Source organism: Chryseobacterium sp. ISL-6, assembly GCF_018613715.1.
GTDB classification, from domain to species: domain Bacteria; phylum Bacteroidota; class Bacteroidia; order Flavobacteriales; family Weeksellaceae; genus Chryseobacterium; species Chryseobacterium paludis.
Genome location: NZ_JAGGPT010000011.1, coordinates 58,053 through 73,358, shown reverse-complemented (window position 1 = coordinate 73,358; position 15,306 = coordinate 58,053). Strand labels below are relative to the sequence as shown.

Genomic DNA, 15,306 nt, shown 5'->3' with positions numbered 1-15,306 from the left:
TTTACTTTTATTGAATGATCAGCTTTTGACTATAAGATTTTAATTCTCCTGATTTAAGGTTGATATAATATACTCCTGCTGGAATACCTGAAATATCAATACTGTTATCTTTATTAATTTTTATTTGATCTAGAACCTTTCTTCCTTCTGAACTTATAATTTCTACAAATACTTTTGTGTCTTTTAATCCTTCAATAAATACTCTTTTAGAAGCTGGATTTGGATACACTTTAATCTCACTTATATTATTGTTTTCCTGTGTAGAAAGAGTTGTGCTGGTAATTTTATAAATTTTCCCACTGTTAATAGCAGCCACATATAATCCCTTCTGGCTATCTTGTCCGAAACTTGCGAATCCACTACCAGAATATGGAGTTGTCCAAGTAATAGAGTTATCTGAACTTAGTATACCAATCTGATCAGAACAGTAATCCGCAAAAAAATATTTGCCTACCAAAGTAGGATAAAGGCTTCCTCTGTAAACATAGCCTCCGGTTATGGAACATTTTCCGCCAGAATGATCATAAACTGCGATAGGGAATGTCATTGTGGAAGCACTTGCACAACCGTTGGCGTTATAGGCTGTATTTCCTTCGTAGCATCTCCATCCGTAATTGATCCCTGCCTGAGAAATAGGATTTCTGTTGATTTCTTCGATCTGACCTTGGCCGACATCAGCGATCATGGCATTTCCTGTTGTAAGATCAAAAGAAAATTTCCACGCATTTCGAAGACCGTAAGACCATATTTCGTCTGCTCCATCAACACCTACAAAAGGATTGCCTGCTGGAATATTATAAGCATTGGTGGAATTTACATCAATACGCAGCATTTTTCCAAGAAGAGAGTTTTTATTTTGTGCATTGTTATTGGGATCCCCTGCGCTACCGCCATCTCCGGTTACAATCCATAAATTTCCGTCAGGAGCAAAATGAATGCTTCCGCCATTATGATTAGAAAAGGGCTTTGGAATACTTAATAATATTTTCTCTGAATTGGGATCAGCAACATTAGGATCCGTGCTGCTTACAGTATATCGTGCTACAGTAATGTTACCTGTTGTAATATTGTTATAGTACACAAAGAAATACCCATTTGTAGAGTATTGAGGATGGAAAGCTAATCCTAAAAGTCCTCTTTCTCCACCATAAAGAACCTTAGTACTTATGTTTAAAAAATTAATCGTATTGATAGATCCTGTAGGCTGGATAATTTTTATGATCCCATTCTGTTGTACGACAAATAACCGGGTGTCATTGGCATTTGTGATTTCGACAGGACTGGTAAGTCCCGTTGCAAATTCTTCCAGATTAATAGATTGTGAATTAAGGAATAAGGAAGAAAAAATAGTTACAGTAAAAAGTAAATTTTTCATAATATTTTGATATTTAGTGTCTTGTGAAGTTAATGAAAAACAGCTATTAATCAAAATTTGAAAATTTAATAATTTATTGCCGCAAAATTGATGAATCTTAAATAGAAGTCGCGTTGTCGATATATCTGAAAATAAACCATTTCTGTTGTTGAAAGTTCATAAAATATAAAGAAAATCATTATATTTGCCGACTTAATTTAACGTAGTTATAACAAAATGCAAGGAAAAGGACTTATTACAATTGTTGCTATTGTACTGGGGTTGATTTGCTTAAATGAGCTTATACCAACCTGGTACGCCAGCAAAATTGAATCGCAGATTGAAGCTGCGAACGGAAACGAGAAAGAGATCAAGCGATTAAAAGAAGATACTCTAAATCTTGGTTATACAAAGCTTTACTATTCTAAAGCAAAAGACAAAGAAATGAAACTTGGTCTTGACTTGAAAGGAGGGATCAACGTTCTTCTGGAGATCAACCAAAGAGATTTAGTGAATGATTTAACAAATTATTCTTCTAATCCTGTTCTTATCGAAGCTTTAAACAAAACTGACGAAGTTCAGAAGAATTCTACAAAGGCTTATGTTGACAACTTCTTCGATCAATTTGAAGCATTAAACAAAGCAAAAGGGACGAATCTTAAACTTGCAGATCCGGAATTATTCGGAAACACTAATCTTACTGAGATTAAGTACAATACTACTGATGAGCAGGTAAAAAGTATTATCAAAAGAAGAATTGATGCTTCTGTAGGTACTGCTTTTGAGGTAATCAGAACGAGAATTGACAAAATGGGGGCTGTGCAGCCAAATGTTCAGAGAGTACCTGGAACAGCAAGAATTTCTGTTGAAATGCCAGGTATGAAGGATATCGACAAGGTAAAGAAAATGCTTCAGACTTCAGCAAAACTTCAGTTCTGGGAAGTTCAGCAGGTTCCTGAAATCGGACCTTATTTCCAGACTTTAACTACGATGATACCTATTAAAGGGGATTCTATGGGAGTTGCGAAGAACGTAAATTTCATGAATCTTTTACATTTAGATAAGCTGAGAACAAATGGTGTTGCTAGCATAAAGTTATCTGATACTGCTGTAGTTAACAAGATTTTAAATAGCAAAGTAGGACAGTCTTTACGTCCTTCTAATATTAAATATACCCAATTCATGTGGGGTTACAAACCTGAAGCTACTGATCCTGAAAGTTTAGTATTATATGCGATCAGAGGTAACATCAACCAAAAAGCACCAGTAGACGGTGCTGTTGAAACAGCTAGCATCAGCTATGATGAGCTGGGAAGAGTAGTGGTTGATATGCAGATGGATTCTAAAGGAGCTAAAGAATGGAAAACATTAACAGAGAAGAACGTTAACAAACCAGTTGCCGTAACTCTTGATAACAGAGTGTATACTGCACCAAATGTAGTAAACGCTATTCCTAACGGTAGAACTCAAATCTCTGGTAACTTCTCTCAGGATGAGGCTAAAGAATTGGTTGACGTTCTAGGAGCAGGTAAATTACCGGCTGGAGCTAAAGTAGTTCAGGCTACACAGGTAGGACCTTCATTAGGACAAGAATCTATTGATGCAGGGATGATCTCTTTTGCTATCGCATTTTTAGTGATTATCGTTTATATCATTTTCTATTATGGTGGTGCAGGGGTGTACGCTGTAATTGCAATGATCATCAACTTATTCTACATTTTCGGAATTATGGATTCCGTTGATGCTACCCTTACACTTCCTGGTATTGCAGGTATTGTTCTTACAATGGCCATGGCCGTGGATACGAACGTAATTATCTATGAAAGAACCAAGGAAGAATTATTTGCCGGCAAAAATATTTTAGAAGCATATAAAGATGGTTTCAAGCACGCTTTAAGCGCTATTGTTGATGGTCACTTAACGACGTTATTAACAGCAGGAGTACTTTTCCTTTTCGGAACAGGACCTATTAAAGGATTTGCTTTAACGCTGGGTATTGGTATACTAATGACTTTCTTTACTTCGGTATTGATTTCAAGAACAATGATCTTTGCTAGATTGAATAAAGGAAAACAACTTTCTGTTTGGACTCCTCCTACGAAGAACTTATTCAGAAATACCTGGATCGACTTTATTGGAAAAAGAAAATATGCTTATATTATCTCTTTAGTATTAACAGTAATCAGTATCGGATCTATTTTTATCCACGGATTTAAATATGGAATTGACTTTACCGGTGGTAGAAACTACGTTGTAAGATTTGATAAGGATGTAAATGCAGAAGATATTGAACAGAATTTAGTAAAAATATTCAAAACTGAAGATGGTAAAAATTCATCTGTTGAAGCTAAAACTTTTGGAAATGCTAATCAATTAAAGATTTCTACGGATTATCTTATTGACGATGAATCTCTGAAAGCTGACCAAACTGTTGAACAGAAGCTATATGAAGGTTTAAAAACAAGTCTGCCAGCTAATATTTCATTACATGATTTCAAATCTGCAGATAAAGAACATGCGGGAATTATCTCTTCTGAGAAAGTAGGACCTACTGTTGCTGATGATATCAAAACTCACGGTATTCTTGCAGTTGTAGCTGCTTTAGGAGGTATCTTCCTTTACATCTTGGTGAGATTTAGAAAATGGCAATTCTCTCTTGGTGCTGTTGCAGCGTTATTCCATGATGCAGTTATTATTTTAGGAACCTATTCGTTGCTTCACAAATACATGCCTTTCAACATGGAGATCAACCAGGATTTCATTGCTGCGATCTTAACAGTACTTGGATACTCTATCAATGATACCGTTATTATCTTTGACAGAATTAGAGAGTATTTAAGAGAGAAGAAATCTTTAACATTGGCGGGATTATTTGATGATTCAATTTCTAGTACGCTAGGTAGAACATTCAACACTTCATTTACAACAATCCTTGTTATTTTGGCGATCTTTATTTTCGGTGGAGATAACCTTAGAGGATTTATGTTTGCGATGTTAATTGGTATTGGTTTCGGTACATATTCATCCATATTCATTGCTTCGGCTATTGCATATGATTTCCTGAAATCAGGAAAAGAAGAAGAGGTACACGGAAAAACTACTTCGAGCAAAGAAGTACTTGCTTCAAAATAATTATACTACAATAAATAAAAAAGAGCCTTTCAAACGAAAGGCTCTTTTTTATTTATAAGCTTCGGGTTTCAAGTTCAATGGTAGGAAAATAAATGAAAATAGTGTTTCTGGGAAGAAGAAGTAGTTGATACAATATTCCGAAAAACTTGAAACCCGGAATCCGGAACTGAATAGTAGACAATTCACTATCCATATTAATTATTCATAATTTAGAATCATTAGTTCTCTATATTTCGTTATTTTTGCAGAATTATGGAAAATTCAAGGAAAAAAGCTGCCATGAGCTTTATTTTTATAACGCTATTAATTGATATCACTGGATGGGGTATCATTATCCCTGTTGTTCCTAAATTAATTGAAGAACTTATTCATGCAGATATTAGTGAGGCAGCGAAATATGGTGGGTGGCTTGGTTTTGCTTATGCATTCACCCAGTTCATATTTTCACCGGTTGTTGGAAACCTCAGTGATAAATATGGACGAAGACCTATTATTCTGATTTCACTTTTTGGATTTTCAATAGATTACATTTTCCTCGCATTAGCTCCAAGTATATGGTGGCTTTTTTTAGGAAGAATTATTGCCGGAGTTACAGGAGCCAGTATTACCACTGCCAGTGCCTATATTGCTGATATTTCTACAGATAGCGACAGAGCTAAAAACTTTGGATTGATAGGAGCTGCTTTTGGCTTGGGATTCATTATAGGTCCGGTTTTAGGTGGAGTCTTAGGTCATTATGGTGCAAGAGTCCCATTCTATGCTGCGGCTGGTTTATGTTTATTAAACTTTCTTTATGGATATTTTATTTTACCTGAAAGTTTGGATAAAGACAAGCGTCGTGAATTTAGTTGGAAACGTGCTAACCCTGTAGGATCATTTAAATTTTTGGGAAAGCATCCAGAAATTTCAGGATTAATAGTGGCACTTATTTTAATCTATATTGCCGGTCATGCTGTGCAGAGTAACTGGAGTTTTTATACGATGTATAAGTTTAACTGGACAGAAAGAATGGTAGGGTTGTCCCTTGGTGCCGTAGGTCTTTTAGTAGGACTAGTACAAGGTGGTCTGATACGTTGGACAACACCGAGGTTGGGTGAGCAGAAGAGTATTTATTATGGATTGGCTTTATATGCAATTGGGATGTTGCTGTTTGCTTTTGCTACAGAAGGATGGATGATGTTTGCTTTTCTGATTCCTTATTGTTTAGGTGGAATTTGTGGGCCTGCACTTCAATCGGTCATTACAAAAAGTGTTCCTTCCAATGAACAGGGAGAACTTCAGGGAGCATTGACGAGTTTAATGAGCGCAACAGCGATTATTGGACCTCCTATGATGACGAATTTATTCTATTATTTTACACACGATGAAGCGCCATTTAAATTTTCAGGAGCTCCTTTCTTCTTGGCTTTTATCTTAATGGCAGTGAGTGTTGTTATTACATATTATGGATCTCAAAAAAGTAAAGACATAAAAAAATAATACATTTTGAAATATAAAAAAGCGGGGAATCAAATGTGATTCCCCGCTTTCAGTTGAATATAATATAGTTAAAATAATGTATTATGGATAAAGTGATTTAGTACCATTACTTACAATATTGCTTCCCAATCCTGAGAATGATACTGAAAAGTTGCTTGAATTAAAGCTTAAAGAACCTGTCGGAGTACACAGACCAAGTGCATATCTGCATTGTCCGTAAGCACCTGTCCTCTTAATTACTTTACTTTCACTTTTGGCTTTCCCTAAGCTGATATTACCCCAATCGCTCACATCAGTGTTTGAAACCGTAGAACCGTTATAATAAATAGTTATTTTATATCCGGCTTCACCTCTCTTTGATCCCCACAACCATTTTGCAGTCCACCATTCTTTAAACCATTTAGAAACGACCTTGGCCTGAGTATCAGTAGAAGTCTCAACATTACTGCCTCTATCCATCATTACCAATCCACCAAGAACATTATCCCAGATAATTCCATCTTTATTATAAAAACATAACGAGGTAAACTGTTCTCCTTTATGATTCCATGTGATTTCAAGAACATCAGTGTTCATTTTTACTTCTTGTGCAATGACATCGGTAAGCCCTTTTTGAGCTGCAGATAATTCTTCACCAGAATTAAAACTTCCTATTTTTCCCACTTTTACTGAGTTAGGATCAGTGATGTTGCCAAATGCAACATAGGTGTCTTTACTCGAAATTAAATTCTGGGAAATTGCAATGCCTCTTTCAGTAGAAAGTGTCCCCAGAACATTAATACCTGTCATTTGAAGATCATTTTTCAAATATTGCTCAAGATTCTTTTTAGATTCTTCCAATTGTATTTGAACATTGTTGGAAAGTGTTTGGGCAGGGCTCAGTTCCTTTTTTAAATCAGAAATGGATTCCTTTTTTGTTGCATTGTCCTGAAGTACCTCAGTGCTTTCATTTTGACAGCTGGTTAAAGATAATACCATTGCCAGCGCAAAAAGTTTAAAAGTAGTTACTAATTTTTTCATAGTTTAATATTTGTAGTTGTGTGGAATAAATCTAATAAAAAAAACCATATAATTCTTTATATAGAGAATTAATTATTAATTAATTTTAAATGTATTTAATGTTAAACTATTGTTATCCTCAAATAAAATATTATAAAGCCCTGAAATAAATATTCTTAAAATTTGTTTAAAATTTTGGATTCTACATTATATATGTATAATCTTTTGTAATTTTACACCATGGAATTAAGCATTGGAGAAATGGCATTGATTGCAGTTGCAATCGTTGTATTATTCGGACCGGATAAACTTCCTCAAATAGCGCGTGATTTAGGAGCAGGCGTAAGAAAGATGCGTGGGGCGGTGGAAGACATTAAAACTGAGATCATGAAAGAAACAGATAACCCTGTTTCTGAAATCAAGCGTGAGATCGAAAAAGTAAAAGATGCTGCAAAAGATTTCAATCCGATGAAGAATATCGAAAAAGATATTCTTACGGAACCTTCTTCTTCTGAACCTGAAAAGCCAAAGCCTTCTGAAGATGAAACTTATGAAGGACCTGTAAGCAGATAATCGATGGAAGAAATTATTCAAGAGGATAAGAAGGTCTTTTTGTTTCTCAATAATTTGGGCGACTCTTCTTTTGATCAGTTTTGGATGCTGATTTCCAGTACCTGGATATGGGTTCCGCTTTATATTATATTTCTTTATTTTCTATATAAAAACTACAAACTAAAATCTTTAGTTTATATTCTTTTATTTGTACTGATAGGAACTACGGTTTCTGATCAGGTTGCAAGTATATTCAAACACGGAGTAGAGCGATTAAGGCCATGCCATGATCCTAGCTTGGAGCATTATATGAGGATTGTAAAATGTGGTGGACAGTTTGGATTCTATTCTGCCCATGCTTCAAATACTTTCTTTTTGGCAACTTATTTAAGTGTTTTATTAAAAAAGAAACTCAATTGGTTTCCTTATGCTATATTTGTATGGGCTGCAGTAGTTTCTTACAGCCGTATATATTTAGGAGTGCATTTTCCGATAGATATTTTGGTGGGGGCGTTTGTTGGACTTTTATTGGGAGTGATATTTGGTGCACTCGCAAAAAAAGTGATCAATAAACAAACTATAACCACATGAAAAAATTTTTATTCCTTCTAACATTAGCGATAACATCTGCTAATCTTTATTCCCAGGACTCAAAAACAGCTGAAGAATGCTTTAAAAAAGCGGATTATAAATGTGCTGAAGAGCAATATTCTAAACTGGCTGAAAAAGAACAGATTCAGAAATATCGATCTGAGTACTATAACAATTTAGGGACGGCACAAAGAAGACTAGGTAAAACGCCTCAAGCCTTTAAATCCTACGAATCTGCCTTAAGAGCAAATCCACTGTATGCATCAGTATATGCTAATTTAGCTTCATTAAACAGCCAGAAAGGAACCAAAGAAAAAGCTTTGGACTATATTGACAAAGGATTGCAGATTGATCCTGAAAATGTAGATATGTACCTAACGAGATCTAAAATTTATGATAGCCAAGGAAAAAAAGACTTAGCTATTAAAGATTTAAATCAGATCCTTGCCTTCGCACCAGAGAATATCTTTGCAAGAACAGGTTTAGCCAATCTGAAAAAGAATAATGGTGATCTTGAGGGTGCCTTGAAAGATTATAATCAGCTTATCTCTGAAAAACCTGAGTCGTTACTTTACAATGGGCGTGCAGATCTGTATTTAAAAATGAAAAAACCAAAAGAAGCTTTGGCAGATATTAATAAAGCCATTTCTATTGATCCTAAATTTGCTCAGTCATACGTAACAAAAGCTTTAATCCTATTCGATACTCAAAAACCTAAGGAAGCATGCACTAATCTGGAGAAAGCTGTAGCTGTGGGTTATGAAAAGGCTCTTCTAGCTCCACATTTTGCTAAATGTGTTATAAAACAGAATTAATCATTGTGATAAGGTTTTCCCTGTAAGATCTGATCAGCACGATACAGCTGTTCCACAATAAATAAACGGATCATCTGATGAGTAAATGTCATTTTAGATAATGACATTTTTTCATTGGCTCTATTATATATTTCTTCAGAAAAACCATAGGCACCGCCAATCAGAATATTAATTTTCTTGACTGATGAATTCATCCATACATCTATTTTTTGAGCAAACTCTCTACTTGTAAATTGTTTTCCTTTCTCATCTAAAATTACGACCAGATCATTTTTATCGATTTGATTCATAAAAAGTTTGGCTTCTTCTTTTTTTAAAAGATCCGAAGAAAGGTTTTTTGCATTTTTAATATCAGGGATTTCTACTATTTCAAAATTCCAATGCTTAGGAAGGCGGGTGAGGTAATAGCTGATCAAAGAAGTAATTTCTTTATCATCTGTTTTTCCAATACAGAGTAAGTTGATTCGCATGGGATGTAATCAATTTTAATGAGGGCAAAGATATTCATAATTTAAGGAATTATTTCTTATTTTTTTAATGCTTTTTGTTCATTATGATCCAAAAGCAACGTACCTAAATGTATTCTAAGTTTAAAAAAAACTGTATTTTTACGTAACCAACAGCACGTGATGACATTGAGATTAATCTCCTGTATATTTTTATATTTCCCCTTAACTTCTTTTAGCCAGGAGGTTACAGGTGATGATGAAAAAAAAATTGATGAGGATAAAAATAAAATTTCAATAGTCGCAGGGGTAAGTTATGTTAATAATTCTTTTGGGGTTCGTTTTCAAAAGGAAACCTTCAGGCTGAAGCCTAACGATTCTTTTTATACCGAATTTTTTGTAAGATACAGATGGCTGGATACGAGTATTTCTTTTACACCTAAATTAATTAAAATAAATAATGACGATGATATTAAGGGGAAGACCAAATATTTCAGCGTAGGTTTTGCCTTTTTCCTGACCCCAAAGCTTAGACAAATGGTAGGATATAACCAGATCAAAGGATTATATTTTGAGGACACAAAAAGATATATGACCATGCTAATGGAGGGGCTGAATTTAAATATAAGTGACGCATATTTTCAATTTCCCGATGCAAAATACCGCTCTTTTAAAGGAGAAACAAGTTACCTATGGCTTGGAAATAAGGAAAACTACAGAAGTTATACAAATATGACGTATCAGCCTTTGAAAAATGATTTTGTTATTATTACAGGTTTGTTTTATCAGTATAATATATTGAGTGATTCGGATAGAGCGATATATCTGGGGGAAGTTTTAGATGGTGGAGAGGGAAGTTCTGCTACTAAAGACCTTAGGTTAGCATTAAGGACGGGAGCAGGTATCCAAAGGGTAATTAATAATAACTGGTACGCTGTGGTTGAATTTTATCCTCAACTTTATTATTCAAAATTACTCGATGAAGCTTTTCATGAATTCAATATAGGAGTCAATTCTAATGTCAGAGTTGGCTATGATAATGGAAAATGGTTTATAGGAGCAGGTACCCAGTTAAACTGGGTAAATAGTTCAAATGAGAATTTCTATTCTTCTACCCAGTGGCAGTTTAGGGCTGGAATAGGATTAAGGTTTAATTCTCCAAAATTTGTCAATAGAAATTTTGATAAAATAGATAATATTCTAAAATAATTATGGGTATAAAAGTTCCTAATTTTATCTTGAAAATTCAAGAATTCTTAGACGATATACATATTCCTGTACTGGGAATATCACTTTGGCAGATGTTTCAAATTTATATTTCAGGTATATTTAAAGATAAAATAGGAAGAAAGGCCGCAGCTATTTCATGGAGCTTTACAATAAGTCTGTTCCCGTTTCTCCTCTTTTTGTTATCTGTTTTACCTTATATGCCTCATTATGATAAACTGCATTTTTATATTTTTGAAGTTTTAATCCACAATGTTTTTCCATCAAATATGGAAACGGATGTGCGGGGATATATTGAAAAAAGTATTATTCCCAATATGAGGGGGATCAGTAATTTAACGATCGTTCTGGCATTGGTTTTTGCAACAAATGGAACTTTCTCGCTGATCAATGGATTTAATGAAAATTCAGATGAAAAACTCACTGATGTAAAAGAATTTATACTTTCTTTTTTTATTACAATTGGTTTTATAACCATCGTATTCTTAGCTCTTTTTGGAGTCTATTATGTAGAAGTCGTGCTTAAATTATTTACACCTACACATAACGTTTCATGGTTAGTGAAAAACCTTTCGAAAATTATAGGATTTGTATCTTTTCCTCTTTTTTACTTTATTTTACTTGCTATGTTTTACTGGTTGGGAACTGTGAAAATCGCCAGATTCAGACAAGCGGTTCCAGGGGCTATTTTAACGACAGTTCTTTTTGTTCTTACTACCTATATTTTTGCTATTTATGTAAAAGATATTGCGAGATACAACGTTTTGTACGGCTCTATTGGAAGTATGATCCTTTTAATGGTTTGGGTAAATGTAAATGTCTATCTTCTTTTATTTGGCAATGAGCTTAATATGGCTATCAGAAAGCTTAGAATAGAAAAATTACTGTCAGATGAACTTCACAAAGATATGCTAACAGGCTATCCTACAAAGGATGAGAATAATAAAAAAGATTTTGATTAAATTCATAAGCATCTCATAATATTTAACGTTAATTATTCAAAAACTGTTGAATAATTTTTTTTGTTAATAGAATTGTATTAATTTAGTTATCAATAGGGAATCTGATATTCTCATATAAACTAAATCTATTTATTATGAAAAACATTAAAAAATTAACGAGAGATGAGCTGAAAATCGTAAAAGGAGGAATAGCTTGCAGAACAGACGATGGTGGTTGTCCAGGAACCAATACGTATTGTTGTAACGGACTTTGTAGACTGATAACTTATGTTTGTCCATAAAAACAAAAAGAGAGCCCAATAGCTCTCTTTTATATTTCAATATTATTCTTCATTATCTTCGTTAATGAATCTGTTTCTTTTAGAACTCATACTTAGTATGGTAACTCCTAAAACGGCAGATAAGAATGATGCGATTAGAATAGCAAATTTTGCCTCATCCTGAATCTCAATTTCATTTTTGAATGAAAGCAGAGCTATGAAAATAGACATCGTGAAACCAATTCCTGCCAGTAAGCCAACCCCCAGCATATGTGCCCATGAACTGTTATGTGGGAGTGAACTTAATTTAAGTTTGATAGCAATAAATGAGAATAAATTAATACCAATTAATTTTCCTATAACCAAACCACCTATAATTCCCAGTCCTAATGTACTTACCAGACCTTCAACCATTCCATTGTGAAATGTAATATTGGTATTGGTTAAAGCAAATATAGGCATGATAATAAAACTTACAGGGAGATGTAATGTATGCTCTAGTTTTTCTAAAGGAGATATTTTAACATTGGACGCATTCGTAGGAATTGATAATGCTAATAATACCCCGGCAATGGTAGCATGGATTCCGGAATGATGTAAAAAATACCATAAAAATAAACCGGGAACGATGTAGAAAACAAGTTTTGTAACCTTTAAAAAGTTTAAAAGAAAAAGCAGAGCGACAATTCCGAAGGATAAAATTAAATATATCCAATGGATCTGGTCTGTATAAAAAATGGCAATCACCAAAATAGCGCCCAGGTCATCAACAATAGCAAGGGCAGCAAGAAAGATCTTGATAGAGTTAGGGATCTTACTCCCCAGCATAGAAATAAGTGCTAAGGAAAATGCAATATCCGTTGCCATTGGAATTCCCCATCCGTTGCTGTATTCTGTACCTGAATTGAAAAGAGTATAAATTGTTGCCGGAACCAGCATTCCGCCTATAGCTGCAAAAATAGGGAGCGATGCATTTTTGAAAGATGAAAGCTCTCCCTCTACCAATTCTCTTTTTATTTCCAGACCAACCAAAAGAAAGAAAATAGCCATAAGGCCATCATTGATCCATATGTGGATTGGATATTTTAAATGAAAAAGATCGATGCCTGTCTCCTTATCCAATAAGTTTTGAAAACTGCCTGCTAATGTTGAATTGGCAATCAGTAAAGACACGACAACACAAAAAATAAGGATTATTCCTGACGATTGACTGTTATTGAAAAATTTTTTAAAATAAATTGATAAATTCATGTTTAAGATTGTAATCGTCTCACTCTCGAAACTCCGTTAATATTTTTAAGCTTTTTAAAGGTTTCCTCAAGTTGTCCCTTATTCTTTACTTCCAGGGTAATATTTCCCATAAAAACTCCATTATTGGATTCGATAGACATACTTTTCATATCCATTCCCATTGTTCCGCTGATGACAGCAGTAATATCATTGATCATTCCCATTCTGTCCAGACCTTCAATATCAATTTTCACTCTGTTTTTAAAGCTTTCTGCATTTACCCATTTGGCTGGAATAACCCGGTAATCATATTGGGCTCTAAGGTTAATCGCATTGGGGCAATTATCACTGTGTACTTTTATCCCATCTGAGATCGTAATGAATCCGAAAATTTTATCACCAGGAATTACAGTACAGCATTTTGCATATGTATAGTTTAGTTTTTCTTCATCTTTACCAAAGACGATCATATCAAGGTTTTGTTCCTTCGGCTCTTCGTAATGAACATTTTTCGGCGGCGATTTTCTAAATCTTGACAGCAAGTTATTGAAAACGTTTTTGCTCTCTATATATTTTCTTAAACTGCTAACATCTAATTCATTACTCTGGAATTTTAAAAATAACTCCTGAGATGTTTTTAAATTAAAAAACTTTTGAAGTTTGTTGATCTCCTCATCATTAAAATTGATCTTGGCATGACGAAGTTTTCTTTGTAAAATTTCTTTTCCTTCTTCTACCAATTGGTTCTTTTGCGAATTAAGATAACTTTTGATCTTAGATTTCGCTTTTGATGTTACTACAAATTCCAGCCAGTCGGATTTTGGTTTTTGATTTTGAGAAGATAAAATATCAACCTGATCACCATTTTGAAGAACATAAGAAATAGGAACCAGCTTACCATTGATTTTTGCCCCTAAACATTTCATTCCTAAATCGGAGTGTACAGAAAAGGCAAAATCCAGTGCTGTTGCATTTGTTGGTAGAATTTTAATTTCACCTTTTGGGGTAAATACAAAAACCTCTTTCGAATATAAATTAAGTTTAATATTATCTAAAAGTTCAGAAGTGGAGAGATTCTGTTGCTGTTCCAGTACATCCCGGATCTCTGTTACCCATCTTTCAAAATTTCTGTCATCCGTACTTTGTTTATAGCCTTCCTTATATTTGTAGTGGGCAGCCACACCTTTTTCTGCAATCTCATCCATTCTTTCAGAACGGATTTGTACCTCGATCCACTTTTTGTCCGGACCAAGGACCGTAAGGTGTAAACTTTCATACCCTGTAGAACGGGGCTGAGTAATCCAGTCACGCATTCTCGATGGATTACTGTGGTATACATCCGTTACAATAGAGTAGATCTTCCAGGCTAGAAATTTCTCATTTTTAGCATCAGATCTATAAATGATTCTGATGGCATAATTATCAAAGACCTCTTCGAAAGAAACACCTTGTTTAAGCATTTTTCGGTAAATAGAAGAGACTGCTTTTGCCCGACCCTTTATACTGAAATTCAATCCTTCTTCCTGTAATCTTTCCGAAACTTCTTTTTTGAATTCCTCAATGTATTTTTCACGATTTTCTTTAGCTAATTCTAATTTTTCCGTGATCTCATTGAAAACTTCTGGATTGTTGTACTTTAAAGAAAGATCCTCAAGCTCCGATTTGATGTTATATAACCCGAGACGATGTGCCAGTGGTGCATAAATATAAACGGTTTCTGAAGCAATTTTCTTTTGTTTATCAGGAGCCATACTCTCCAGGGTACGCATATTGTGAAGACGGTCTGCAATTTTGATCAGAATAACCCTGAAATCCTCAGATAACGTTAGTAAAAGCTTTCTGTAGTTTTCAGACTGCACAGAAATATTCTGATGATTCATAATGGATATCTTGGTTAATCCATTAACGATATTAGCTATTTTTTCGCCAAAAATCTTCTTTATATCTTCAAAAGTATAATCAGAATCCTCAATAACATCGTGTAGTAATGCACATGCAATAGAAGTGGCTCCCAAACCGATCTCTGTTGCTACAATTTTAGCCACAGCAATAGGATGGTAAATGTATGGTTCACCAGATTTTCTTCTTTGATCTTTATGTGCATCTAGTGCAATATCAAATGCCTTTCGGATGAGCTTGTTGTTTTCCTCATCAAGAGTCCTGTAGGTATTAGAAATCAGATCTTTATATCTTGCGAGTATCTCTTTATTCTCCTGTTCTAAGTCGTAACTCATTTGTGTAAATGCCTATATTTAAACG

At 34.3% G+C, this 15,306-nt stretch carries 13 protein-coding genes; 8 read left to right on the top strand and 5 right to left on the bottom strand.

The genetic code is table 11. The annotated features are described in order from the left end of the window. Positions 1–7: 7 nt before the first annotated feature. Entirely contained in the window at positions 8–1,375 is a 1,368-nt protein-coding gene (locus tag J7E44_RS21145) for a PQQ-dependent sugar dehydrogenase (RefSeq protein WP_214833349.1), read from the bottom strand. A 216-nt stretch (positions 1,376–1,591) separates the two neighbouring features. On the opposite strand from J7E44_RS21145, the gene secD reads away from it, so the two are divergent. Both secD and J7E44_RS21135 read left to right on the top strand, forming a co-directional pair. After that, the gene (gene secD / locus J7E44_RS21140; protein WP_214833347.1) at positions 1,592–4,486 is read left to right on the top strand and encodes a protein translocase subunit SecD; all 2,895 of its coding nucleotides are present in this window, start codon (positions 1,592–1,594) and stop codon (positions 4,484–4,486) included. A gap of 252 nt (positions 4,487–4,738) precedes the next feature. After that, complete coding sequence (locus J7E44_RS21135) at positions 4,739–5,965, top strand: TCR/Tet family MFS transporter (RefSeq protein ID WP_214833345.1); 1,227 nt, start codon at positions 4,739–4,741, stop codon at positions 5,963–5,965. A gap of 81 nt (positions 5,966–6,046) precedes the next feature. Here J7E44_RS21135 and J7E44_RS21130 read toward each other — a convergent pair whose 3' ends face one another. Further along, positions 6,047–6,985, bottom strand: a complete 939-nt coding sequence (locus tag J7E44_RS21130) for a hypothetical protein (RefSeq protein WP_214833343.1) — start codon at positions 6,983–6,985, stop codon at positions 6,047–6,049. A 219-nt stretch (positions 6,986–7,204) separates the two neighbouring features. Between J7E44_RS21130 and J7E44_RS21125 the strand changes: the two genes are divergently transcribed. The 3 genes from J7E44_RS21125 to J7E44_RS21115 are packed head-to-tail and all read left to right on the top strand — an operon-like array spanning position 7,205 to position 8,922. Next, positions 7,205–7,537 (top strand): Sec-independent protein translocase subunit TatA/TatB, encoded by a 333-nt coding sequence (locus tag J7E44_RS21125; protein WP_214833341.1) that lies wholly within the window; start codon positions 7,205–7,207, stop codon positions 7,535–7,537. 3 nt (positions 7,538–7,540) lie between these two features. Then, positions 7,541–8,107, top strand: a complete 567-nt coding sequence (locus J7E44_RS21120; RefSeq protein WP_214833340.1) for a phosphatase PAP2 family protein — start codon at positions 7,541–7,543, stop codon at positions 8,105–8,107. Then, entirely contained in the window at positions 8,104–8,922 is an 819-nt protein-coding gene (locus J7E44_RS21115) for a tetratricopeptide repeat protein (protein WP_214833338.1), read from the top strand. The genes J7E44_RS21120 and J7E44_RS21115 overlap by 4 nt, the downstream gene beginning before the upstream one ends. Here the strand turns inward: J7E44_RS21115 and J7E44_RS21110 are convergent. Next, positions 8,919–9,392 (bottom strand): 23S rRNA (pseudouridine(1915)-N(3))-methyltransferase RlmH, encoded by a 474-nt coding sequence (locus J7E44_RS21110; protein WP_214833336.1) that lies wholly within the window; start codon positions 9,390–9,392, stop codon positions 8,919–8,921. The genes J7E44_RS21115 and J7E44_RS21110 overlap by 4 nt on opposite strands. 159 nt (positions 9,393–9,551) lie before the next feature. On the opposite strand from J7E44_RS21110, the gene J7E44_RS21105 reads away from it, so the two are divergent. The 3 genes from J7E44_RS21105 to J7E44_RS21095 all read left to right on the top strand — a co-directional run bounded on the left by J7E44_RS21105 (position 9,552) and on the right by J7E44_RS21095 (position 11,838). Then, positions 9,552–10,577 (top strand): DUF4421 family protein, encoded by a 1,026-nt coding sequence (locus J7E44_RS21105; protein WP_214833333.1) that lies wholly within the window; start codon positions 9,552–9,554, stop codon positions 10,575–10,577. A gap of 2 nt (positions 10,578–10,579) precedes the next feature. Next, positions 10,580–11,557, top strand: coding sequence for a YihY/virulence factor BrkB family protein (locus J7E44_RS21100; RefSeq protein WP_214833331.1), 978 nt, complete (start codon positions 10,580–10,582; stop codon positions 11,555–11,557). A gap of 134 nt (positions 11,558–11,691) precedes the next feature. Continuing rightward, entirely contained in the window at positions 11,692–11,838 is a 147-nt protein-coding gene (locus J7E44_RS21095) for a bacteriocin-like protein (protein ID WP_214833329.1), read from the top strand. A 42-nt stretch (positions 11,839–11,880) separates the two neighbouring features. Here the strand turns inward: J7E44_RS21095 and nhaA are convergent, their stop codons facing one another. Together nhaA and J7E44_RS21085 are read right to left on the bottom strand one after the other, a co-directional pair. Continuing rightward, entirely contained in the window at positions 11,881–13,068 is a 1,188-nt protein-coding gene (gene nhaA, locus J7E44_RS21090) for a Na+/H+ antiporter NhaA (RefSeq protein ID WP_214833327.1), read from the bottom strand. Between the two features lie 2 nt (positions 13,069–13,070). Next, on the bottom strand, positions 13,071–15,281 hold the full coding sequence (locus tag J7E44_RS21085) for a RelA/SpoT family protein (protein WP_214833325.1): 2,211 nt from the start codon (positions 15,279–15,281) through the stop codon (positions 13,071–13,073). Between the last annotated feature and the right edge of the window lie 25 nt (positions 15,282–15,306).